The 22983-nt window shown below is 64.8% G+C and carries 21 protein-coding genes; 10 read left to right on the top strand and 11 right to left on the bottom strand.

The features are described 5' to 3' along the window. Window positions 1–7: 7 nt before the first annotated feature. From KSS93_RS19865 to KSS93_RS19845, 5 genes are all read right to left on the bottom strand, one after another. Window positions 8–2260: a xanthine dehydrogenase family protein molybdopterin-binding subunit gene (locus KSS93_RS19865; protein ID WP_217885630.1), complete on the bottom strand. Its 2253-nt coding sequence runs from the start codon at window positions 2258–2260 to the stop codon at window positions 8–10. Beyond that, window positions 2260–2715: a (2Fe-2S)-binding protein gene (locus KSS93_RS19860; RefSeq protein ID WP_217885629.1), complete on the bottom strand. Its 456-nt coding sequence runs from the start codon at window positions 2713–2715 to the stop codon at window positions 2260–2262. The genes KSS93_RS19865 and KSS93_RS19860 overlap by 1 nt, the downstream gene beginning before the upstream one ends. Before the next feature lie 219 nt (window positions 2716–2934). Next, the gene (locus tag KSS93_RS19855; RefSeq protein ID WP_217885628.1) at window positions 2935–4917 is read right to left on the bottom strand and encodes a hybrid sensor histidine kinase/response regulator; all 1983 of its coding nucleotides are present in this window, start codon (window positions 4915–4917) and stop codon (window positions 2935–2937) included. Window positions 4918–5043: 126 nt separating this feature from the next. Next, window positions 5044–6540 (bottom strand): glycine betaine/L-proline transporter ProP, encoded by a 1497-nt coding sequence (proP, locus tag KSS93_RS19850; protein ID WP_217885627.1) that lies wholly within the window; start codon window positions 6538–6540, stop codon window positions 5044–5046. Between the two features lie 150 nt (window positions 6541–6690). After that, complete coding sequence (locus tag KSS93_RS19845) at window positions 6691–7092, bottom strand: DNA breaking-rejoining protein (RefSeq protein ID WP_217885626.1); 402 nt, start codon at window positions 7090–7092, stop codon at window positions 6691–6693. Between the two features lie 229 nt (window positions 7093–7321). On the opposite strand from KSS93_RS19845, the gene KSS93_RS19840 reads away from it, so the two are divergent. Continuing rightward, window positions 7322–7840 carry a glyoxalase superfamily protein gene (locus KSS93_RS19840; protein WP_217885625.1) on the top strand — a complete coding sequence of 173 codons (519 nt, stop codon included), beginning with the start codon at window positions 7322–7324 and terminating at the stop codon, window positions 7838–7840. A 34-nt stretch (window positions 7841–7874) separates the two neighbouring features. Here the strand turns inward: KSS93_RS19840 and KSS93_RS19835 are convergent, their stop codons facing one another. Next, the gene (locus tag KSS93_RS19835; protein WP_217885624.1) at window positions 7875–8486 is read right to left on the bottom strand and encodes a type II secretion system protein GspJ; all 612 of its coding nucleotides are present in this window, start codon (window positions 8484–8486) and stop codon (window positions 7875–7877) included. Then, the gene (gene gspH / locus KSS93_RS19830; RefSeq protein ID WP_217885623.1) at window positions 8483–8944 is read right to left on the bottom strand and encodes a type II secretion system minor pseudopilin GspH; all 462 of its coding nucleotides are present in this window, start codon (window positions 8942–8944) and stop codon (window positions 8483–8485) included. The genes KSS93_RS19835 and gspH overlap by 4 nt, the downstream gene beginning before the upstream one ends. Window positions 8945–9025: 81 nt before the next feature. Between gspH and KSS93_RS19825 the strand changes: the two genes are divergently transcribed. Further along, a complete protein-coding gene (locus tag KSS93_RS19825; protein WP_217885622.1) occupies window positions 9026–9457 on the top strand; it encodes a general secretion pathway protein GspC in 432 nt (143 codons plus the stop codon). 6 nt (window positions 9458–9463) lie between these two features. Here KSS93_RS19825 and gspI read toward each other — a convergent pair whose 3' ends face one another. Then, on the bottom strand, window positions 9464–9850 hold the full coding sequence (gene gspI, locus KSS93_RS19820) for a type II secretion system minor pseudopilin GspI (protein WP_217885621.1): 387 nt from the start codon (window positions 9848–9850) through the stop codon (window positions 9464–9466). 146 nt (window positions 9851–9996) lie between these two features. Between gspI and gspG the strand changes: the two genes are divergently transcribed. Genes gspG through gspF form a run of 7 tightly spaced genes read left to right on the top strand, consistent with a single transcriptional unit; the run spans window position 9997 to window position 18095 of the window. Continuing rightward, window positions 9997–10446, top strand: coding sequence for a type II secretion system major pseudopilin GspG (gene gspG / locus KSS93_RS19815; protein WP_217885620.1), 450 nt, complete (start codon window positions 9997–9999; stop codon window positions 10444–10446). Window positions 10447–10454: 8 nt separating this feature from the next. Then, entirely contained in the window at window positions 10455–11420 is a 966-nt protein-coding gene (gene gspK, locus KSS93_RS19810; protein WP_225917217.1) for a type II secretion system minor pseudopilin GspK, read from the top strand. Then, on the top strand, window positions 11417–12589 hold the full coding sequence (gspL, locus tag KSS93_RS19805) for a type II secretion system protein GspL (protein WP_217885619.1): 1173 nt from the start codon (window positions 11417–11419) through the stop codon (window positions 12587–12589). The genes gspK and gspL overlap by 4 nt, the downstream gene beginning before the upstream one ends. After that, window positions 12582–13127: a type II secretion system protein M gene (locus tag KSS93_RS19800; RefSeq protein ID WP_217888773.1), complete on the top strand. Its 546-nt coding sequence runs from the start codon at window positions 12582–12584 to the stop codon at window positions 13125–13127. Before gspL ends, KSS93_RS19800 begins: the two co-directional genes overlap by 8 nt. Beyond that, complete coding sequence (gspD, locus tag KSS93_RS19795) at window positions 13124–15472, top strand: type II secretion system secretin GspD (RefSeq protein WP_217885618.1); 2349 nt, start codon at window positions 13124–13126, stop codon at window positions 15470–15472. Before KSS93_RS19800 ends, gspD begins: the two co-directional genes overlap by 4 nt. Next, window positions 15469–16887: a type II secretion system ATPase GspE gene (gspE, locus tag KSS93_RS19790; protein ID WP_217885617.1), complete on the top strand. Its 1419-nt coding sequence runs from the start codon at window positions 15469–15471 to the stop codon at window positions 16885–16887. The genes gspD and gspE overlap by 4 nt, the downstream gene beginning before the upstream one ends. After that, on the top strand, window positions 16887–18095 hold the full coding sequence (gene gspF / locus KSS93_RS19785) for a type II secretion system inner membrane protein GspF (protein ID WP_217885616.1): 1209 nt from the start codon (window positions 16887–16889) through the stop codon (window positions 18093–18095). Before gspE ends, gspF begins: the two co-directional genes overlap by 1 nt. Before the next feature lie 64 nt (window positions 18096–18159). On the opposite strand, the gene KSS93_RS19780 is transcribed toward gspF, so the two are convergent. Together KSS93_RS19780 and glsB are read right to left on the bottom strand one after the other, a co-directional pair. Further along, window positions 18160–19302, bottom strand: a complete 1143-nt coding sequence (locus tag KSS93_RS19780; RefSeq protein ID WP_217885615.1) for a pectate lyase family protein — start codon at window positions 19300–19302, stop codon at window positions 18160–18162. A gap of 190 nt (window positions 19303–19492) precedes the next feature. Continuing rightward, a complete protein-coding gene (gene glsB, locus KSS93_RS19775; protein ID WP_217885614.1) occupies window positions 19493–20401 on the bottom strand; it encodes a glutaminase B in 909 nt (302 codons plus the stop codon). A 311-nt stretch (window positions 20402–20712) separates the two neighbouring features. On the opposite strand from glsB, the gene KSS93_RS19770 reads away from it, so the two are divergent. Next, window positions 20713–21942: a DUF1835 domain-containing protein gene (locus KSS93_RS19770; protein ID WP_217885613.1), complete on the top strand. Its 1230-nt coding sequence runs from the start codon at window positions 20713–20715 to the stop codon at window positions 21940–21942. A 172-nt stretch (window positions 21943–22114) separates the two neighbouring features. Here the strand turns inward: KSS93_RS19770 and KSS93_RS19765 are convergent, their stop codons facing one another. Then, on the bottom strand, window positions 22115–22657 hold the full coding sequence (locus tag KSS93_RS19765; protein WP_217885612.1) for a heme-degrading domain-containing protein: 543 nt from the start codon (window positions 22655–22657) through the stop codon (window positions 22115–22117). Between the last annotated feature and the right edge of the window lie 326 nt (window positions 22658–22983).

Here is a 22983-nt window from a genome sequence, read left to right as displayed (position 1 = left end):
GCGGCCCTCAGCTAAAGGTGTGGCGGTCAAGGGGCAGGCTGCGCACGCGCTGCCCGGTCAGGCGGGCCACGGCGTTGGCCACCGCAGGCGCTACCGCTGGCAGCGGCGGCTCGCCAATGCCGCCCATTTTTTCGCCGCTTTCGACGATGCGCACATGCACCCGGGCCATGCGCTGGGCTGGCAGTATCGGGTACAGGTCGTAGTTGCGCGCCCGTGGTGCGCCGTCGAGCCACACGGCTTCTTCCAGCAGGGTTTGCGACAGCCCCAGGGCCACCGCGCCGTTGACCTGGGCTTCGATGATCGCCGGGTTGACGATGCTGCCGGGGTCGATGGCCTGCCAGATGTCGTGCACCTTCACCTGGCCGTTTTCGATGGACACCTCGGCGATTACCGCCGCATGGGAGCCGAACGGCGAAGCCATGGCCACGCCGCGGGCGCGCTTGCTGCCGTCCTCGGCAGTGAACGGGCCGGGCTTCCAGCCACCGGCAAGCTCGGCCACCGCCTGCAGCAGGGTGGTCAGGCGCTGGTTGTCACGCAGCAGGTGCAGGCGCAGTTCGTACGGGTCCTTGCCGCCCTTGTCGGCCAGCTCGTCGAGGAAGCTTTCGTAGAAGAAGTCGTTCAGCGAATTGCCCACCGAACGCCAGTAACCGAGCATCGCCGGGCCTTTGACGTAAATCTGCGCGATGCGCTTGTTGGGGATGGCGTAGGCCTTGCCGGCCAAGCCTTCGATGGCAGTGGGGTCGATCTTCTCGCCCTGCTTGCCGGCCAAGGCTTCGGTGGGGCCTTCGGTGGCGCTGATGGCCTCGATGGCCACCGGCATGCCGTCGGCGTCCAGCCCTGCGCGGAACTTGACCACTGCCACCGGGCGCAGCACGTCGCGCAGGAACTCTTCTTCACGGGTCCAGATCAGCTTGACCGGGCGCCCGACCGCCTTGGCCAGGGCGATGGCCTGGGGGTAGGGGTTGGCTGAGTCGTACAAAAAATGCCGGCCGAAGAAACCGCCCAGCAGCGGCGAGTGCAAGGTGATTTGCTCGGGCGCAAGGCCGGTGCGCTTGGCGATGTCGGCGCGGAACATGTCTGGCGCCTGGTTGGGCAGCCACACCTCCAGGGTGCCGTCGGGGTTGAAGCGCGCGGTGGCCGAGGGCGGCTCCAACTGGCCGTGGTTGAGGTACTGGTTGCGGTAGCTGGCCTCGACGGTAGTCTTGGCGCTGGCCATGGCGGCGGCCAGGTCGCCTTCGTGTTCGTCGTCGCGGGCAGGGCCGGTCTGTGCGGCCAAATGGTCCAGCCAGTCCTGGCTGGAAAAGTCCTTGGGCATGGCTCGCACGGTGCTGCCTGCGCCGGGCTCCTGCCAATCCACCTGCAGCGCCTCGACCGCGCGCTTGGCGTGCCACCAGCGCTCGGCCACCACGGCCACCGCGCCGGGCAGCTGGTGCACCGAGTGCACGCCCTTCATGGCCTTGACCTGGGCTTCGTTGCGCAGGCCGGCCACCGTCATGCCCAGGCGCGGCGCATGCTGCACGGCGGCGTGGAGCATGTCGTCGACCTTGATGTCGATGCTGTACACGGCCTTGCCGGTGGACTTGTCGTAGGCGTCCACCCGGCGCACCGGCTTGCCGATCCAGCGGAACTGGCTGGGGTCGCGCAGCTTGACGCTGGCCGGGTCCGGCACCGGCAGGTCCATGGCGCGGCCGGCCAGCTCGCCATAGGCCAGCGAGCGGCCGGAGGCTAAGTGCAGCACCTTGCCGGGCTCGGTGCTGAGTTCTTCGACCGGCACCCCCAGCTGCTCGGCAGCGGCCTGCAACAGCATGGCCCGGGCCAGCGCGCCGAGGCGGCGCATGGTCGGGTAGCTCATGCGTACCGACATGCTGCCGCCAGTGATGCGCAGGCCGTTTTCCATCACCACGTAGGTTTCACCGGGCGGGGCGCTGTCGACCAGAAACTGCGCCGGGTCCACATCCAGCTCTTCACCGACGATTTGCGCCATGGCGGTGTAGGTGCCCTGGCCGCCCTCCATGAACGGGCACAGCAGGCGCACGCTGCTGTCGGGGCGGATTTCCAGAAACGCCGGCACCTGGGTGCCGCGCTCGGCGCTGGCAGCAGCTGCAGCAGCCTGTACCCGCGGCACGCCCAGCGGCAGGCCGAAGCCCAGCACCAGGGCACCGACTGCGGTGCCGGCCAAAAAGCGCCGGCGCGACAGGTTGACGGTTTCGCCGGCTGGCAGGTCAAGCAGGTCGGCGGGGGAGTCGATACGCGCGTTCATCAGGCGTTGCCCCCTTCGGCCAGTTCATGCACTGCGGCATGGATGGCGTTGTAGGTGCCGCAGCGGCACAGGTTGACCATGGCCGCCTCGATCTGCGCGTCGCTGGGCTTGGCGGTGTGCTTGAGCAGCGCGGTGGCGGCCATTACCTGACCGGACTGGCAGTAGCCGCACTGCGCCACCTGGTGCTCGACCCAGGCCTGGACCACGCGCTTGCCCACCGGGTCTTGCTCGATGGCTTCGATGGTGGTGATGTCAAGGCCGACCACGCCGGCTACCGGCGTCACGCAGGCGCGCACCACGTTGCCGTTGACCAGCACCGAGCAGGCGCCGCACTGGGCCAGGCCGCAGCCGTACTTGGTGCCGGTCAGACCGAGGTCGTCGCGGATCACCCACAGCAACGGCGTATCGGCGTCCGCCTCGACCTGGTAGGTCTTCTGGTTGATGCGTAGTTCCATGGTTCACCTGCTGATCATCGGTTGATGTGGCGTTGTTTTATGCACGCCGCGCGTCGAGGCACGGAGCGGGGTCATGAAACTTTAGCTCGCAGCTGAAACGTTTCCCATCGGGGGATGGAAGGCGCGGAGGATCAGGCAAGGATTTCGGGGGATCGGGATAGGGATCGCATAACCTTCAGGCTTGCGTTGTACCTGTAGGCAGAACAGGCAGCCTGCGGTCTAACGCTGCTTCATCACCACCTCGAACGCCCGCAACAGCTGGTCCACCGAATACGGCTTGTTCAACAGCTCGAAACCATGGTGCGCATCGCCCGCCAGCGCCTGGCTGTAGCCGCTGGTCAGCACCACCGGCAGCTCCGGCCAGCGCTGGCGCAGGGTGTGGGCGAGCTCCACGCCGCTGGTGCCGGGCATTACCACGTCCGACAGCACCAGGTCGAAGCGCTCGCGGCCCGCCTCCAGCAAGGCCAGGGCAGTGCCGGCGTCGGCGGCCTGGCGGGTGGTATAGCCCATGTCCTCGAGCAGGCTGGCGGTGAATTCACGCACCTGGGTGTTGTCCTCCACCACCAGCACATGGCCCTTGGGCTGCGGCGCCTCGGGCAGTTGCGGTTCTGCCTGGGCCGAGTCCGGGGCGGCCACTGCCGGCAGCGATACGGTGAAGGTCGAGCCCTTGCCGGGCGTGCTCTGTACCGCAACCGTGCCGCCGGACTGGTGGACGAAACCGTACACTTGGGACAACCCCAGCCCGGTACCTTTGCCTACCTCCTTGGTGGTGTAGAACGGGTCGAAGATGCGCTCCATGTCGGCGGCTGCAATGCCGTGGCCATCGTCGTCGATGGCGATGCTGACCTGGCCGCTGGCGGCGCCGATGGCGATGGTGATGTTGCCTTCTGCCTGCATGGCGTCGCGGGCGTTGACCACCAGGTTCACCAGCGCGGTCTCGAACTGGCTCCGGTCGGCCTCTACATAGCACTGCTGCGCCGGGGCCTGCACTTTTATCTGCATGCGCGTGCCGACGATGCTGCGCAGCATCTCGGCGATCTGTTGCACTTGGTGGGCCACCGCGAACACCTCTGGGCGCAGGGCTTGGCGGCGGGCGAAGGCCAGCAACTGGCTGGTGAGCCTGGCGGCGCGGTCGGCGGTGTCGAGGATGGCGTCCAGGTAGCGCTGCTGGCGCTCCGGCGGCAGCGGTTTGCGGCGCATCAGCTCGGCCGAGTTGCGGATCACCGTGAGCAGGTTGTTGAAGTCGTGGGCCACGCCGCCGGTGAGCTGGCCGATGGCTTCGAGTTTCTGCATCTGGCGCATCTGCGCCTCGGCCGCCTGCAGTTCGCGTGAGCCGGCCTGCACCTGCACCTCGAGCTCTTCGTTGAAGCTGCGCAACTGGTCTTCGGCACTGTGCCGGTCGTGCACGTCCACCGAGGTGCCGTACCAGCGCAGCAGGGCGCCGGTTTCGGGGTCGCGGTAGGGCTGGGCGCGCACCAGGAACCAGCGGTAGCTGCCATCGAAGCGGCGCAAGCGGTGCTCGCTTTCGTACACCTCGCCGCAGGCACGGGCCTGGGTGAAGGCGGTGCTGGCGGCGAGGGTGTCGTCCGGGTGCACGCACTGGCGGGCGAAGGTGGTGTAGTCGTGCGGGTGGCCGGCGGGGTCGAAGTAGTCGTGCCAGCGCTTGTTGAAAAACTCGAAATGGCCAGCCTGGTCGGTCACCCATACCAGTTGCGGCACGGTGTTGGCGATGGTCTTGAAGGCCGCCTCGCTTTCGCGCAGGCGGGCGGTCACCTCGTGCTGCTGGGTGACGTCCATGGCGGCGCCGAACCACTCGAGGATGTCGCCGTTGGCGTCGAAGATCGGCACCGCCCGCGACAGCGTCCAGCCGAAACGGCCGCCAGGCAGGCGCACCCGGTGTTCCAGTTCGAAGATGCTGCGCTCGGCCACGGCGCTGGCGACGGCAGCCAGCACCCGGGGGCGGTCTTCGGCGGCGATGTATTTGTCCAGCCAGCGCTGGATGGGTTGCTGGGTGTCTTCGAGAAAACCTTGGCCGGTGAGTTCGCGCAGCTCCTGCCAGTCGGGGCTCATGCGGTACACCGCGGTGCTGCTGGCGGTCACCAGCGCGCGAAAGCGCAATTCGCTGTCGAACAGCGTATCGCTGCTGCGCTGCGGGTCGCCTGAGGCCGAGAGTGCATCGGGTTGTGGTCGGCTGTCGGGCATGTTCTGTCGTCCCTGAGTCGTTTGCGGCTGGCGGGCTCCTCAGGTGCGCCCGCCCGTTGTTCGAAGTTCCATGGTAGCCGCTGTGCTTGGCTTTGCTGGCATCAGGTTACCAACGGCGCAGCGGGTTCAGTCGATGCGCGGGTGTTGCTGGGCAAGTTGCTGGCGCTTGGCTTCAAGTTCGGCGATTTGCGTGTCGATATCCTCGATTTTCTGCTCGATGGTGTCGTGGTGCTCCTGCAGCAGCTCGCGCGCCTCTTCGATGTCCGAGGCTGCAGGCGCTGCGCCGCGCAACGGGCGGTTGGCGGTTTCTTTCATGGTCAGGCCGGTGAGCAGGCCGACCACGGCGATCACCATCAGGTAGTAGGCCGGCATGTACAGGTTGTTGGTGGTTTCCACCAGCCAGGCGGCCAGGGTCGGGGTCAGGCCTGCGATCAGCACCGAGATGTTGAACGCGCTGGCCAGTGCGCTGTAGCGGATGTGGGTGGGGAACATCGCAGGCAAGGTCGAGGCCATCACGCCGATGAAGAAGTTCAGCAGCACGGCAATGATCAAAAGGCCGGCGAAGATCACCGCCAGCTTGCCGCTGGTGATCAGCATGAACGCCGGGATGGCCAGCACGAACAGGCCAACGCTGCCGACGATGATGAACGGCCGGCGCCCCCACTTGTCGCTGAGCAGGCCGATGATCGGCTGCACGAACAGCATGCCGACCATGATCGCGATGATGATCAGCACCCCGTGGTCTTCGCTGTAGTGCAGGTTGTGGGTGAGGTAGCTGGGCATGTAGGTGAGCAGCATGTAGTAGGTGACGTTGGTGGCGATCACCACCCCGATGCAGGTCAGAAGGCTGCGCCAGTGCTGGGTGGCAACCTCCTTGAACGACACTTTCGGGCCGCTGGCCAGGCCTTCGCGGTCGCCCTGTTCGAGGGTGTCGACGTGCTGCTGGAAGGCCGGCGTTTCTTCCAGCGCATGGCGCAGGTACAGGCCGATCAGGCCCAGCGGCAGGGCGAGGAAGAACGGCAGGCGCCAGCCCCACTCGAGAAATTGCTCTTCACCCAGAATGGTCGAGATCAGCACCACAACCCCGGCGCCGAGCACAAAACCTGCGATAGAACCGAAGTCCAGCCAGCTGCCAAGGAACCCACGCTTGCGGTCGGGGGCGTATTCGGCGACGAAGATCGACGCCCCGGTGTACTCGCCGCCCACCGAAAAGCCCTGGGCCATCTTGGCCAGCAACAGCAGGATCGGCGCCCAGATGCCGATGCTGGCGTAGGAGGGGATCAGGCCGATGGCGAAGGTGCTCAACGACATGATCACGATGGTTGCGGCCAGCACCTTCTGGCGCCCGTAGCGGTCGCCCAGGGCGCCGAAGAACAGCCCGCCCAGCGGGCGGATCAGGAACGGCACGGAGAAGGTGGCCAGGGCTGCGATCATCTGCACGCCGGGGCTGGCGTTGGGGAAGAACACCTTGCCCAAGGCGAAGGCGACGAAGCCGTACACGCCGAAGTCGAACCATTCCATGGCATTGCCCAATGCTGCGGCGGTGATCGCCTTGCGCATCTTGGCGTCGTCGACGATGGTGATGTCCTTCAGGCTGATGGGCTTTTGCTTGCGTGCTTTCATGGCGGGCTTCCGGAGGCTGATACATGTCCTAAGGCATCTGATGCTCTGGCGCGCAAAATAATTCCGCACTGCATTTCATCGCACCCTTGTAGGGGCCGGCAAGCCGGCTACAGATACAGCGCAGGCCTTAAGGATGTGGGGGTATCGCGTTCACTGGATACCAATGGTCAAGGTATGCGGCACCAGCTCGCCACGCCGCGCGGTGGCGCGCATCTGGTACACCTGCACCGTGTAGCTGCCGCTGGCCGGCAGCGTGCCGCTCCACGCATTGCCCACGCTGCCGCTACCCAACGCCGTGCCCGAGCCTGGCTTCTCGCCCGGGGCGAACACGTTGAAGTTGGCGTTGCTGCTGCCGGCAATCTGCACGTTCATCTGCTGGCCGGCCTTGGCCGAGAGGCTGTACTGGATGCTGTCGTAACCCTTGAAGCTGCCCTTGATCTCGGTGCTGTTGGCGCCCTTGGCGAAGTGCACGGGGATATGGCTGACCTTGTCCTGGGCGTGGGCCAGTGGGCAGAGCAGGATGAGGGCCAAGGCGAGGGTGGTGGGGTTCATGGTTATCTCCGTGATTTGGCTGGTTTGACTGTAGCCTGTACCGGCCCCATCGCCTTTACCTGCCACGATCATTCCCCTACCATCGCGCAACGGCCAGATGCTGCCCGCCGCTCGCGCCCCTCAGGTTCGGTGAAAGCATCGCGTTACCACCCCGTCATCACACACCTTCAATGGCTGTCGAAGACTGGCAATGCGAGCACCTGCAGGCTTCGACCCAGTGGAGGCATTCATGACATCCATCACCCAGGCCAAGCACATGGCCAAGCGCCTGCGGGCGCAATTTGCCGCACGCAACCTCGACATCAGCCACAGCGCCGCGCTGGAAATGGTGGCCGACCAGCTCGGATACAAGGACTGGAACACCGCTTGCACCGCACTCGATCAAAGCGGCGTTCGCTTTGAGCAGTGCATCGCCATTTTGCGCATTTTCGATGAGGCCAAGGCCCGCGAGTTCTACTGTGATTTCCTCGGTTTCAGCGTCGAGTTCGAACACCGCTTCGAAGCCGACCTGCCGCTGTACCTGGGCATCGAGCGGGCGGGGCTGAAGATTCACCTGTCCGAGCACCACGGCGATGCCAGCCCCGGCACCACGCTGTTCGTGCCTACCTTGCAAATCCAGGCGTTGCACGACGAGCTACAGGCCAAGCGCTACGGCTATGGGCGCCCGCAGTTGGTGGAGCAGGGCTGGGGGCAGGTGCTGGAAGTGTACGACCCGTTCGGCAACCGCATTCGCTTCTGCCAAGGCTGACACGCCACCTGTGGGAGCGGGCTTTATGCAAAACCTAATTCAACGGGCCCACTACCTGCCGGTAATGTTCTGCTCCCTGGGGCGTCTGACGGGTCAGGGTGATCTCCAGGCCCAGGGGCTCGTCCTTGCGATTGCCGCTTGGCTGCCGCCAGCCCTGGCCAGGCTCCCAGACGCGCACCTGCAAGTCACTCACCCCATCCAATACGGCCACGCCATCGCCCAGTGCGGCAAGCGGGTAGCGGCTACGCGCTGGCGCTGCTGCACGGTAGAGGGTCTGGCCTTGCAGCCACCAGCGTACCCGTAGCAAACCTTCTGCCGATGCGGCTGCGCTGCGGATCACATCCAGGCGAAAGCGTTGATTGTCTGCGCTGTGCACGCTGACCGCCGGCGGTGTTGGTGCAGGTTCGCCCTCGCGCCTGGCAAGGCTGGGCGCGTGCAATTCGGTGCTGGCGCGCAGGGCCAGGTCGCGTTCCAGTTGGTTCAGGGCACGCAGTAGCGCCTGGGTGCGTTCGGTGCTTGCCTGCAGATGCTGGTTGGCGCGGCTCACGCTGTCGAGGCCGCGCCAGGCGATCAGGCTGACAATTGCCATCAGCATGATCGCCACCATGACTTCAATCAGGGTAAAACCGTGCTGTCGACGCTTCATGGTGTGGCCTGCAGGCGAAATGTTCCGGCCGCGCTGCGCAACACCGAAACGCTGTGCTGACCGTCCGAGAGCTGCAGCTCGAACGGCGTATCGAACCACTCGGCGTTGAGTACCACCGGCTGTTTGGGGATGACGCGTACCCGGACGGTCGGCGTGTCCCACGCCCGCGGACGCAACTGCGGGTCGCTGTGAAACTGATCGAAGCCCGTACCTGGTTCATTGCGCCGGCTGAAGCGAAAGCCTTTGCTGTCCGCAAGCCAGGTGATCGGGCGCCCGTCAGCCAAGGCTTCGGCCTGGGCAACCTGCAGCAGTTGCAGCAGGCGGTTGGCGTCCTGGCGCAGCAGCTGCAGCGGGTCGGGCTTGATACTCAGGCTAACCGCCGCACTGGCGATGCCAATGATGACGAGCACCACCATCAGTTCGATCAGGGTAAAGCCTTGTTGCCTGGCCTTTGTCATCCCGCAACGCTCCGCTGCCGAGAAGAAAAGACCGAGCGTTGTCCTGTAGACTGCGCGACGGGACAACAAGGAGGTTTTGTCTTGGCATTGATCTTTCGGTTATCGCCTGCGCAGTGCGTGCAGGCGGTGGCATTGCTGGCGACGCTGGCGGGCGTTTTGATGTGGTCGTCACTGCTGCTGACGTCGGCCCGATCCAGTGCACCGCCGCCAGTGCGCGAGGGGGCCGCAGCGACGCCGGACAGCCCTGCACTGCAATGGTTTTCCAACCGGCCGGCAGCGCTGGATATCAAGGTTTCAGGGGTGATCAGCGTTGCCCATGGCGCAGTCGCGATCATGAGCCTCAACGGCGCGCCGCCGCGCGCTTTTGTGTTGGGTGAGCGCCTTGCCCAGGGGGCGCACCTGGTGGCGATCGAGCGCGACAACGTGGTGATCGAGCGCGGCAGCGAGCGGGCTCGGTTCAAGCTCGACACGCTGCCCACCGCCCCGTCGATGCCACCATTGACCCAGCCCTGAGCCCCGTCATTCGCGGGCTTCCCGGGGCTGGGCGAGCAGCGTCTCGAGCCGCGCCAATGGCGGCGCTTCGCGTTCGCGGTCCCACACCTGCAGCGTGACGCGCATCAGCTGTGTGGCTGCGCTAGCGGCGATCACTTGCTCGCAGCGCAGTTGCAGGCGCCCCTGATTGCATTCGAAGGCTTTGTGCCCCGGTGTCAGCAGGCCTTCCAGGCGCAGTTCGGCCAGCCGGCCCTGCGCTGCCAGCAGTGCCAGTGACCGGTCACGCAGCAGTGCATTGCTTTGGGTCATCAACCCCGCAACACGCACGGCTGCCGACATGGCCACGGCAATAATCGCCAACGCCACCAGCACCTCGATCAACGTAAAACCTTGCTCCTTGCGCGACAGCTCCATGCTTGGCTCTTCAACGAAAACCGGCGTGCAGGATAACACTGGCAAACAGGTAAAAGACCCAGCGTGGCGGTGAGTTTTCTCGATACACCGTTTCGTTCATTTGTTACACTGCGCGCCGAATTGCAAACTAGCCAAGGATGGTTGAGATGGGTGTCGCACGCGTCAAGTTTCAGTCTGCTGGTAGCCGTGGCCAGCAGGGTTTCACCCTGATCGAAATCATGGTGGTGGTGGTGATTCTCGGCATCCTTGCAGCGATGGTCGTACCCAAGGTGCTCGACCGTCCGGACCAAGCCAGGGCCACGGCGGCCAAACAGGATGTCGCAGGCCTGATGCAGGCACTCAAGCTCTACCGCCTCGACCACGGCAGTTACCCGAGCATGAACCAGGGGCTCAAGGTGTTGGTGGAGCGCCCGGCAGATGCCAAGAGCAGCAACTGGCGCGCCTACCTGGAGCGCTTGCCCAATGACCCGTGGGGGCGTCCTTACCTTTACCTGAACCCAGGTGCGAACGGTGAAGTCGACATCTTCTCCCTCGGCGCAGACGGTCAACCTGACGGCGACGGCGTCAACGCCGATATAGGCTCCTGGCAGCTCTGAGGGCCGCCATGGACTACTCGTTATCCAACACTGCCAAACAGCGCGGCATGGCGATCATCAGCGCCTTGCTGATCGCTGCTGTGGTGGCGGTGATGGCCGCTGGCATGCTCACCCGCCAGAGTGTGTTCACCCGCTCGCTGGAAGCCGAACAGGCACGCCTGCAAGGCGCTGCGGTGCTGCTTGGCGGCCTGGAAACCAGCCGGCAACTGCTGTGGGACGCGCGGCGCAGGCAAACCTCGACGCGGCTTGACCAGGCATGGGCGCAACCGATCGAAAGTGGCCTGGCCAATGCAGGTTTTGCCGGGCGCCTTGAGGATCAGCAAGGCAAATTCAACCTGCGAAACTTGATCGCCGGCGAGCGCGTCAACGCCAGGGAGTTACGCAGTTTCGAGCGGCTGTGCGCCATGCTCGGCATCGATGCCGGCGTTGCGCAACGCATCAGTCAGCGCGTCATTGGCGCTTATGCGCAGCAGCTGCATTCACAAGATGCGGCGCAAAACCGCTATGACAGCGGGCGTTCGACCTCACCGGGCGCCAACGCCAAGCCCGTACCTGCAACCCGGCCGATGCTGCGCAGCCTGGACGAGCTTCGCGGTATCAAGGGTGTGGATGAACGTGTGCTGGCGCGCCTGGTGCCCCATGTGAGCATTATTCCGGTCAGTACCGGGGTCAACGGCAACACCGCCAGTGCCGAGGTACTGGCAGCCGTGGTGCCCGGGTTATCGCTACAGCAGGCGCAGGCCCTGGTCGCGGAGCGTGACCGCGGCCAGTGGTTCATCAACCGCGGCGACTTTCTCAATCGCTTGCGTGCGCCGCATTTGAGCGTCGACGATCTTGACGTCGGCATCACCAGCGAGTGGTTTGTGCTGCACGGTTACGCCCGTCTTGACGCGCGCCGGGTCAGCCTGGACGCATTGCTGTATCGCCCGGAGAACGATTTGCCCAAGGTGATCTGGTCGAGGCTGGGCCCATGAGTGTGCGTATTGCGTTGCCGCCGCTGCAAAGCCTGACAGCCGACACCGAGCTTGAGTTCGCACGCCTGGGGCGCGATGGTCGCGTCAGCCAGGCCGGCGTCAGTACGCTGGCGTTGCTCGGGCAGACGGCTCAGTCGCAGAGCGTGGTGTGCTTTCTTCACCCCACCGACAGCGTGCTCACCCATGTGCAGTTGCCACCGCTGTCGGCTGCCAGGACCAAGACAGCGGTGGCCTGTGCGGCGCAGGCGTTGACCCTTGGCCGTATTGAGCAGATGCATGTCGCACATGGCCCTGGCGATGCCGATGGGCAGGTGTTTCTCAGTTGGTTGCCAACCGCGGTTCTGCAGCGTTTCGGTGCTGAGTTGAGCCGCCACCGGTTGAAGCTGCGGGGGCTTTATCCTGCGCCCTATGGCCTGCCGGTGCCACCGCCCGGGCACACCAGCGCCTGTGTGTTGCAGGGGCATCTGCTGCTGCGCCACAGCCTGGAGCAAGGCACGGTTGAGCCGCAGGTTCAGCAGCGCCTGGACGCGCTGGCGGCCAGTGGCAGGCGCTTGGTCTGGTTCGGTGAGGGCGCACCCGCAGCGCTGCTCGAAGTACACCCAGCGCAGCAACGATGGGCTGCAGCTTTACCTGCGTGGGGGTTGCACGGCGGCGTCGGCCAGGCATCGGCGCCGCAAGCAGGTTGGGGCAGGGCGCTGGCCTGTTGCGCGTTGGCAGTCGGCGTGTGGTTGCTGGGCCTGAACCTGTACGCCGCGCGCCAAGCCAGCGAAGGCCAGCAACTCAAATGGCACATGAGCCAGCGGGTCAAACAGGCGTTTCCCGAATTGCCGGTGGTCCTCAATCCACTGCAGCAAGCCCGTCAGCAATTGAGCGCCCGGCACAACCCTGCAGGCAGCGATGCCGCCCAGCGCTTTGCCGGCCTGGTGCTGCAAGCCGCCAGCGCGATGCCGTTCATGGTCGGCAATGTGCAGGCGCTGGTATTTGAAGACGCAGAGCTGCACCTGAGCTTGCCCGCCGAGGCGCGGCAAAACACTGCCGATGACACCTGGCAAGCCACCCTGGCCCAGGCCGGCATCGCCGTACAGGCAACGCCCACAGGCTGGCGCCTGCGCGCGGCCGATGGCGAACCCCGTGAACCCGACGACGGTGTTGCAAGCGACGATGAGTAAGCATTCCCTGAACCGCTGGCGTGGCCAATGGCAGCAATCCAAGGCACGCGCCCGGGCCGTTTGGCGAGGCCTGGCACTGCGCGAAAGACGCATGCTTGCCGGTACTGCGTTGCTGCTGGTGGGGCTGTTCAGCTGGCTGGCGCTGATTCAGCCGCCCTTGCAGAAAATCCAGTACTGGCAGGCTGAAAGCGCAAAGCTGCGCGGGCAATCCCAGGCGCTGGAGCAGTTGCTGCGTGAGGTGCCGGTGCCGAGCGCCGGCCAGCCGCTCGAAGCGGCCCTGCGCCAAAGCCTGGATGCGCGTGGCCTGGCCGGGTACTACCAATTGACGCCGATGGAGAGCGGCTGGCAGTTGACGTTCGAGGCGGCTCCGGCCGACGCGGTCATCGGCTGGTTGGTACGCAACCCAAGGCAATTTTCCCTGGACGTGGTCGAGGCCCGTTTGCAGCGTGCAAGCGAAGCCGAGGCCGATGATACGGCAGGCACTCTGTCGGGGACTGTCCGCATGGATCAGGCGCGAGGCGCTAAGGAAGTTTCATGAAGTGGTCAGGCTCCAATTATGCACGCAGCGCCGCGCCGTTACTGTTGGTTGCGCTGAGCGCCTGCAGTACGCAAACGCCGCTTAACCCGCCACCCCTGCTGGTTGACAGTGAACTCGGCCGGCCCCTGGCCAATACCCAGCGCAGCGGCGATGTATTACTGGAACGCCAGCGTGCCCAGGCTCAGATCGAGCGGCAGGCGCGGCCCCAGCGCATCACCGTCGATTCGCAACGTCGGGGCGGCGCAAGTGCCAACAGCGCCGCACCGGGCAACCCGCTGGGCAGCCAGCCGGTGAGCCTGAATTTCGTCGATGCCGACATTCAGGCGGTGGTGCGCGGGTTGTCCCGCGCCACCGGCCGACAGTTTCTGGTCGACCCTCGCGTGACCGGTTCGCTGACCCTGGTGTCCGACAACCAAGTGCCGGCCCATCAGGCCTACGACATGTTGCTGGCGGCCCTGCGCATGCAGGGGTTCAGCGTGGTCGACGTCGGCGGCGTGGCACATGTGCTACCGGAGGCCGATGCGAAGTTGCTTGGCGGGCCGGTGTACAGTGCCGACCGGCCGGCTGCCAATGGCATGCTCACGCGCACCTTTCGCCTGCAGTATGAAAACGCAGTGAACCTGATCCCGGTGCTGCGCCCGATCGTTTCTCCGAACAATCCGATCAACGCCTACCCCGGCAACAACACCCTGGTCATCACCGACTACGCCGACAACCTGACGCGCGTGGCGCAGTTGATCGACAACATCGACAGCCCCAGCGCCATCGATACCGATGTAGTGTCGCTTGAGAACGGCATCGCGGTGGACATCGCCAGCATGGTCGCGCAACTGCTGGAGCAGCCAGGCGGCGATCCGACCCAGAAGATTTCGCTGGTGGGCGACCCGCGTTCGAACTCGATCATCATCCGCGCCGGTAGCCCCGAGCGCACCGAGCTTGCACGCAACCTGGTGTACAAACTCGACAACGCCCAGAGCAACCCGAGCAACTTGCACGTGGTGTATCTGCGCAACGCCCAGGCGGCGAAGCTGGCCCAGGCGTTGCGCGGCTTGCTCACCGGTGAGAGCGACAGCGCCACAACCGATACCGGGCGTTCGCTGCTGAGCGCGATGGGCGGCAACAGCAGCGGGCAGAGTGGCCAAAGCGGCACCAGCCAGAGCTTGAACAGCGCAGGCAATAGCGGCAACGCCAGCGGCTACGGGCAAAGCGACGGCAACCCGGGCAGCCTGGCCGGTGCCCAGGCGCTGGAGCAAAGTGTCGCTTTCAGCGCCGGCGGTGCCACGATCCAGGCCGATGCCACCACCAACACCTTGCTGATTGCTGCGCCCGAGCCGCTGTACCGCAACCTGCGCGAAGTCATCGACATGCTGGACCAGCGCCGCGCACAGGTGGTGATCGAGAGCCTGATCGTCGAGGTTGGCGAGGACGATGCCAACGAATTCGGCGTGCAGTGGCAAAGCGGCGACCTCGCCGGCAAGGGCGTGTTCAGCGGCGCCAACCTGGGCGGCAGCGGGGTGCGAGCGGGCGGGCTGACCAGCATCGATGCGCTGCCCGGCGGCCTGAGCCTGGGGTATGTCGACGGCACGGTGAACATCCCCGGCATCGGCAATGTCCTGGACCTTAAAGTGCTGGCCCGGGCGCTCAAGAGCAAGGGCGGCAGCAACGTGCTGTCAACGCCGAACCTGCTGACCCTGGATAATGAAGCGGCGAGCATTTTCGTCGGTCAGACGATTCCATTTGTCAGCGGCAGCTACGTGACCGGCGGCGGAGGTACCAGCAACAATCCGTTCCAGACAGTGACCCGCGAGGAAGTCGGGCTCAAGCTCAATGTCCGGCCACAGATATCCGAAGGCGGCACCGTCAAGCTCGACATCTACCAGGAAGTCAGCAGCATCGACGAGCGTGCGTCCAGCAGCGCGAGCTCGGCGGGCGTGGTGACCAACAAGCGTGCAATCGACACCAGCATCCTGCTCGATGACGGGCAGATCATGGTGCTCGGCGGCTTGCTGCAGGACGGCTACACCCAGAGCAACGAGGCGGTCCCTTGGTTGTCGAGCATTCCAGGGGTCGGGGCATTTTTCCGCAGTGAGCGCCGGGCCACCACCAAGACCAATCTGATGGTGTTCCTGCGCCCCTATATCATCCGCGACAGCGCCGGCGGACGGGCGATTACCCTGAACCGCTACGACTTCATCCGCAGGTCCCAAGGCGCGTTGCAGCCGCAGCGCAGTTGGGCGATGCCGGACATGCAGGCGCCGCAATTACCGGCATCGGAAGTGGGCGTGCCGGCGACAGCCGAGAGCAGCCAGCCCCGTGCGGTGATTCGTGCGGTGCCGCTGCAATGAGCGCGTTGCCGTACGCCTGGGCCAGGGCTCAACGCATCTTGCTGCGCCATGACGAGAAAGGCGCGGTACTGACGGTTTGCCCCTCGACACCGGGCTGGTCGATCAGTGAAGTGCGCCGGCAGTTCGGCGCGGCGCGGCTTGAGCAGGTGCCCGAGGAGGAGCTCGACGGCTTGCTCGCCGCCGCTTACGCCGACACCGGCAGCGCAGCGGCCGTGGTCGGCGAGGCGCAAAACGAGGTCGACCTGGACCGTTTGATGGAGGACATCCCGGAAATCACCGACCTGCTGGATACCCAGGATGGTGCTCCGGTGATCCGCATGATCAACGCATTGCTCACCCAGGCGGCGCGTGACCAGGCCAGTGACATTCACATCGAGCCTTATGAAAGCCATTCAGTGGTGCGCTACCGGGTCGACGGCACGCTGCGTGACGTGGTCTCGCCGCGCAAGGCCTTGCATGCGGCGCTGGTGTCACGGATCAAGATCATGGCGCAACTGGACATCGCCGAAAAACGCCTGCCCCAGGACGGTCGCATTGCCTTGCGGGTGGCGGGCAGGCCAGTCGATATCCGTGTATCGACGGTGCCCACCGGCCATGGTGAACGGGTGGTGATGCGTTTGCTCGACAAGCAGGCCGGGCGTCTGCAACTGGAAACCCTCGGCATGGACGTGCAGGTGCTGGCCAGGCTGGACAACCTGATTCGTCAGCCCCACGGCATCGTATTGGTGACCGGGCCGACCGGCAGTGGCAAGACCACCAGCCTCTACGCCGCCCTGGCACGCCTGGACGCCAGCACCAGCAATATCCTGACCGTTGAAGACCCGGTGGAGTATGACCTGCCGGGCATCAGCCAGATCCAGGTCAATACCAAGATCGACATGACCTTTGCCCTGGCCCTGCGGGCGATCCTGCGTCAGGACCCGGACATCATCATGATCGGCGAGATCCGCGACCTCGAAACCGCCCAGATCGCAGTGCAGGCTTCGCTGACCGGGCACCTGGTGCTGGCCACCCTGCACACCAATGACGCGGTATCGGCGGTCAACCGGCTGATTGACATGGGGGTCGAGCCGTTTTTGCTGGCGTCCTCGATGCTTGGCGTGCTGGCGCAAAGGCTGGTGCGGCGCCTGTGCAGCCACTGCAAGCAGCAAGACCCGGCGCACCACGGCAGCTGGCGAGCGGTTGGCTGTAGCGCCTGCAACCACACCGGCTACAGCGGGCGCACCGGCATTCATGAGTTGTTCTGCATCGACGATGGCATTCGTGCGTTGATCCACCAAGGGGCGGGTGAGCTGGCCCTGCGCGCCGCCGCTCGCGAAGCGGGCATGCTCAGCCTGCGTGAAGACGGTGAACGCTGGGTGCGCGCAGGGGCCACCTCGCCAGAAGAAATCTTGCGCGTGACACGGGACGCCTGATGGATCGCTATCGTTTCGAGGCCGCCGACGCCACCGGCAAACTGGAGTCCGGGCACATTGAAGCCGAAAGCCTGCGCGCAGCGTTCGGCGTGTTGCACAACCGTGGCCTCACGGCACTCTCGGTGCAGCTTGACAACCCCGTGCCTGCCGGCGGCGCTGCATTGTTCAGCGCCAGGTTTTCCGACAACGACCTTGCCTGGGCGACCCGGCAACTGGCGAGCCTGCTGGGCGCCAGCCTGCCGTTGGAAGCCGCGTTGAGCGCGACGGTTGAGCAGGCGGAGAAAAAACACATTGCCCAGACCTTGAGCGCGGTGCGCGCCGATGTACGCGGCGGCATGCGCCTGGCGCAGGCCCTGGCGACACGGCCACGGGATTTTCCGGCGATCTACCGTGCCTTGATCAGCGCCGGCGAGGAGTCCGGCGACCTCGCGCAAGTGATGGAGCGTTTGGCCGACTACATCGAAGAGCGCAACAACCTGCGCAGCAAAATCCTCACAGCGTTCATCTACCCGGGTGTGGTGGGCCTGGTGTCGATTGCGATCGTGATCTTTCTGCTCAGTTACGTGGTGCCGCAGGTGGTCAGTGCGTTTTCCCAGGCTCGCCAGGACTTGCCGGGGCTGACCCTTGCGATGCTCAATGCCAGCGATTTCGTACGGGGTTGGGGAGGGTTGTGTTTCGCGCTGATGGCCACAGGCTTCGTGGCATGGCGCCTGTACCTGCGTAACCCGGCGGCGCGCCTGAACTGGCACAGCCGGGTGCTGCGCCTGCCCTTGGTCGGGCGCTTCGTACTGGGCTTGAACACGGCGCGGTTCGCTTCGACCCTGGCGATCCTGGGCGCTGCCGGGGTGCCGTTGTTGCGCGCCCTGGAGGCGGCGCGGCAAACCCTGTCCAATGATCGGCTGAGCTTGAGCGTGAGTGATGCCACGGCCAAGGTGCGCGAAGGGGTGAACCTTGCGCCAGCGTTGCGCGTGGAGAATGTCTTCCCGCCGCTGCTGATCCACCTGATTGCCAGTGGTGAAAAAACCGGTTCTCTGCCGCCGATGCTGGAGCGGGCGGCGCAGACCCTGTCGCGTGATATCGAGCGTCGGGCCATGGCCATGACGGCGCTGCTCGAGCCACTGATGATCGTAGTGATGGGCGCGGTGGTGCTGACGATCGTGATGGCAGTGCTGTTGCCGATCATCGAGATCAACCAGCTGGTGCAGTAGCCCCAAGCACAATGGAAAAGCCCTCGTCACCGAGGGCTTTTCATTGCTGGGTACAGCCGTTCGGTCAGAGCTTGCCGGCGCCGGCCTTGGCCTTGACGTCCGCGGCGACCTTGTCTGCGGTCAGCGGCTTGTAGGTGTAAGGCGGGGTCCAGCCGATGCTCGAGTTCCAGGAGCAGCTCAGCGTCTTGCCGTTGAGGGTCGAGCCGCTGTCGCGGTACACGCTGCCACCGTAGTCGCCGGCGATCTTGTCGCAGCTGCTGATGCCGCTGATCTCGAACGCGTTGTTCTCGGAGAAGATTTTCGAGCTCTTGCCGACGCCATGCGCGTACGAGAAGGGGTAGACCTTATCGCTGGTGCTGCCCACGTGGTAGTTGTTGTACAGGTGCACCTGGCCGAAGCGCACGCGCGGGGCGCGGGCCGAAATGTTCTCGAACAGGGAGTTGTGGATCGTCACCTTGAGCTTGCCATCATCGGTAGTGCGGCTGTCGCTGGAACCGATCAGGTTGTTCTTTTCGTGGGACTTGAACACGGTGTACGAAATGGTCACGTAGTTGGCGCCGTTCTTCACGTCCAGCGCGCCGTCGTGGTGCTGTTTCGGACGGCCGTTGGCGGTGCCGTTCTGCGCGTCGGTGCGGCGGCCGTCGGTGAAGGTGACATGGTCAACCCACACGTTGTTGGCGCCCTCGATGGTCAAACCATCGTATTCGGAGTTCCAGTTACCTTCCTTGCCATCATTGGCATCCCAGATCGGCTCCGGGTCCCAAGGGTTCTCGATGGTGAGGTTGCGAATGATCACGTCGTTTTCTTTGGCGTAGAAGAAACCTTCGCGGATCTCGGCATTGCTGCTGGTGCCGACGATGGTGGTTTTGCCGGGAATGTCCAGGCGGCCACGCTTCTTCATGTCGGCAGTCGTCGTATAAGCCTTGCCTTCACTGATGTCGATCACCCCGGTGATCTTGATGATGCGCCCGTTGCTGCCCACCGATGCACTCAGCGCGGTTTTCAACTCGGCAGCGTTCTTTACCGTGTAGATGTTGGCCGCAGCGGCCTTGGAGCCACCCTTGGTGCCGCCGTTCTGAGTGGCCCAGCCGGTGGTGGCCGAATCCAGCCAAATGTCCGCAGCGTGCGCAGGCAGGCTGCCCAGCACAAGGGCGCCGACGAGGGCGCTGGCCAGTTTGCACGGGGTGAAGGTTGATGGTTTTGCCATGAATAATCAGATCCTTGATTAACTTGAGTTTAAAACACGCACAGCTGTGGCGTGTTTCTCGAGCGGACGTCCGTGTCATCGATGCAGCGAATCGAACGTCCGCTGCATGAGAAATACTATCATGCGGTGAATTGTTGTCGTACAACTGATTGCATAATGCTGCGCTGTCATTTGAAACCAGGCTCGCGGTTCAGAACACCGACCACCCGATCCGTGAACTCAGCAGCTCCAGCGCCGCCATGCCAGCCAGGGAGTTACCCGCGGTGTTGAGCTCTGGTGACCACACGCACACGGTAAATTGCCCAGGCACCACGGCTACGATGCCCCCGCCAACGCCACTCTTGCCAGGCAGCCCCACCCTATAGGCGAAGTTCCCGGCTTCGTCATACAGCCCGCTGGTAGCCATGATCGAGTTCACTTGCTGGGTTTGGCGACGGGTCAAGATCTGTTCGCCGCTGTGCTTGCAGAACCCGTCGTTGGCCAGGAAGCAAAATGCCCGCGCCAGATCCAGGCAGCTCATCCGCAGCGCGCAATAGCTGAAGTAGCTACGCAGTACCGCTTCGACTTCATTATGGAAGTTACCGAATGATTGCATCAGGTAGGCCATGGCCGCGTTACGTGCGCGGAACTGGTACTCGGATTCGGCCACATGGGTATCCACCAGAACCTGGGGGTTGCCCGACAGACGTCGCACGAAATCGCGCATCGACAAAGCAGGGGCTGCGAAACGCGACTGGTTGATGTCACAGATCACCAGCGCACCGGCATTGATGAACGGATTACGCGGCCGCCCGCGCTCGAATTCCAGTTGCACCAGCGAGTTGAAAGGTTGGCCTGAGGGCTCATGGCCAAGCCGCTCCCAAATGCGTTCACCAGAATGCCCGATCGCCTGAACCAGGCTGAACACCTTGGAAATGCTCTGCACCGAAAACGGTACCCGCGCATCGCCCGCGCAATGGTAACTGCCATCATTGCCATAAACGGCGATGCCCAACTGTTGCGCCGGTACGTCAGCCAGCGCGGGAATGTAATCAGCCACTTTGCCCTGGCCAATCAAGGGGCGCACTTCGTCGAGAATTTCGTTCAACAGCGCTTGCATGGGATGCCTTGCCGAAAGTCCCCCAATGACAGGAGGGGGTTGCATCCTTGACGAAGGCCGAGTGGGCGAGATCACACATTCGAAGCGAGTTTGTGATGATGGTCAGGATCAGGAGCAGGTGAGCGTTCTGCTGGGCACTGGCCGCAAGCACCGCAGCACATCGTTGCGCGCTCTGGCGCAAGCCGTTAAAGTCCGGCCCCAGGCGCCTGCTGCGCCGGCGGTCCGCGCGAAGGGGTTCCCCAGGCAATGTTTGCGAATTTCCCATACCAGCTCCCGGCTTGTCGGCGGACCGAGCCCCATAAGGAGTTGGCATGCCCGCCATTGATGCATCCCGCCACCACGGCCTGATCGACCTGCCCGCGCTGCGCAAGCAGGCCAAGCGCCTGCTCAAGACCCTCGACGACGACACCCGCGCACAGCTGCGCGAGCTGGGCCTGCCTGGCCCTGGCTACCGCCTGGCCGACACCCAGTGGCTGGTGGCCCGCGAGGCCGGCTTTGCCAGTTGGCCCAAACTCAAGGCCCATGCCGATGCAGTGGCCTTCGCCGCCCGCCACCCGGGCTTCGCCGCCGATGGCGAGGCGCAGGTGCAGCACTGGCGCTGCGGCAACGACATCGAGCACAGCCTGCGCATCAGCGGGTTCAGCGGCAGCTTCCACATGTTCGACGACCCCATGGTGATGGGGCCGGTGCCAGCCTTGCCGGACGATAAGTACTGGCAGGTGCGTACCGAGTACGTACTCAAGGTGTTCGGCCTGGCCGCGCAGGACATCGCCCAGCGCCAGGCCCGCCAGCGCGCAGCCCTGGCGCAGTTGAGCGCCGACAGCGAGTTGGTGCTGTGGTGCGAGGCCGATGCCTACGACCAGCTGTTTCTGGTGCGGGTACTGGCCAGCTTGCCGTGCCTGCCACGCCGGCTGGAACTGATCGAGACCGACCGGGTGCCAGGGGTGCAGCGCTTCATCGGCATCGGCCAGTTGGCCCCCGACGTGCTGGCTTGGCTGTGGCCGCAGCGCCGGGCGCTGGGCGAGGATGCCTTGCAGTTGGCGCGCCAGGCCTGGGCGGCCTATACCGCGCCCGACCCGACGGCCTGGGCCGAGCTTGCCAGCCGGTCTCACGCCAGTTTGCCGTTGCTGCAGGGCGCGCTGGCCCGGCAACTGCAAGAGCTGCCCGGTGCCGGCGATGGCCTGAGCCTGACTGAACGTTTGACCCTGCGCATTCTGGCACGTATGGGCGAGCAGCCAGCGGCGCGGGTATTTGCCGAGCTGATGGGGCGCGAAGAGCCGCTGCCGTACCTGGGTGACATGATGTTCGCCGCGCTGATAAGGCCGTTGATCGATACGCCGCGGCCTTTGTTGCTGGAAGGCGAGGGTGAAAGCTGGATGCACCGCCCGCTGCGGCTGACGGCGTTGGGCGAGCAGGTGCTGGCAGGGCAGGCCAACTGGCTCGAGCAGGCGCCGGCCGAGCGTTGGGTGGGCGGGGTGCGAATCGGCGCCGGTGCGGCCTGGGTGGTGGATGAAGCCGGGAAGGTAGCGCTGCGCAGATAACTTGGGCTGCCTGTGCTGAGCTCATCGCCGGCAAGCCGGCTCCTACAGGTACAGCGCAGGCTTGAAGCTCATGCGATCCCTGTGGGAGCCGGCTTGCCGGCGATGAGGCCGGTACAGGCTACCCAAGGCAGTTGCCCCACAGCGATCGCATACGCTTTAAGGAGGGTGGCCTTCAGCCCGCCACCGGCTCAGCCACCACCTTGTCCTCTACCACCTTCCCCACCGGCGCCAGCGACAGCGCTGTGCGGTCATGCCCCAGCAGCTCGCACAGGGCGTCGACGATCACCTGGTGGTCCTGGCGCTCCGGCAACCCAGACACCGTCACGCAACCGATCACCCCGGCACCTTTGACGGTGATCGGGAAGCTGCCGCCGGCACTGGCGTAGTCGGTCAGGGGCAGGTTGTAGCGCTGGGTGATGTCTTTCTTGTCCAGGGCCAACTGGTGGCCGATGCGGTACGAGCTGCACAGAAAACGCTGCACGGTATTGCGCTTGCGCCGCACCCAGTCATGGTTATGCGGGGTGATGCCGGGCCGGCCGGCCAGAAACAGCGGGCAGTCGAAGCGGCGCACCTCGATCAGCAGCAGCCAGCCTTCGGCTTCGGCGCGCCGCTGCAGCAGCGAACCCAACTGCCAGGCCACGTCTTCATCGAATTGCTCGAATTGCAGCAACTGTTCCTGGCGGATCAGCAGGGCCAAGTCGTCGGCAAGGGCCATGGCGGGCTCCTGTGGCGGTGGGCCTCCGTGCGGGTGGGCAGCGCCCGGGCGGCCTTGCCTGGCGTGGATGAATCAAGATGAAAAGTTTTTCATCTTGTGTTCAGCAAGCGTAGCAGCGATTGGCCAGTTGGTTTGCCCCTGTAGGAGATCACCCAGCCCTTCGGGCTGCGCTGCCGCGCAGAGACCTGGTCTTGCACATGCACCACGGTCTCTGTGGGAAGCGGCCTTGCCGGGGCGCCGTCCGGTCGAGATGGGCTGCGCAGCAGCCCCGGCAATTTTGCATGAAGCCGAGTTCTTGGGGCCGCTTCGCGCCCCATCGCGACACA

The organism is Pseudomonas xanthosomatis, from assembly GCF_019139835.1.
Taxonomy (GTDB): domain Bacteria; phylum Pseudomonadota; class Gammaproteobacteria; order Pseudomonadales; family Pseudomonadaceae; genus Aquipseudomonas; species Aquipseudomonas fakonensis.
This window is presented reverse-complemented; position numbering and strand designations above follow the sequence as displayed.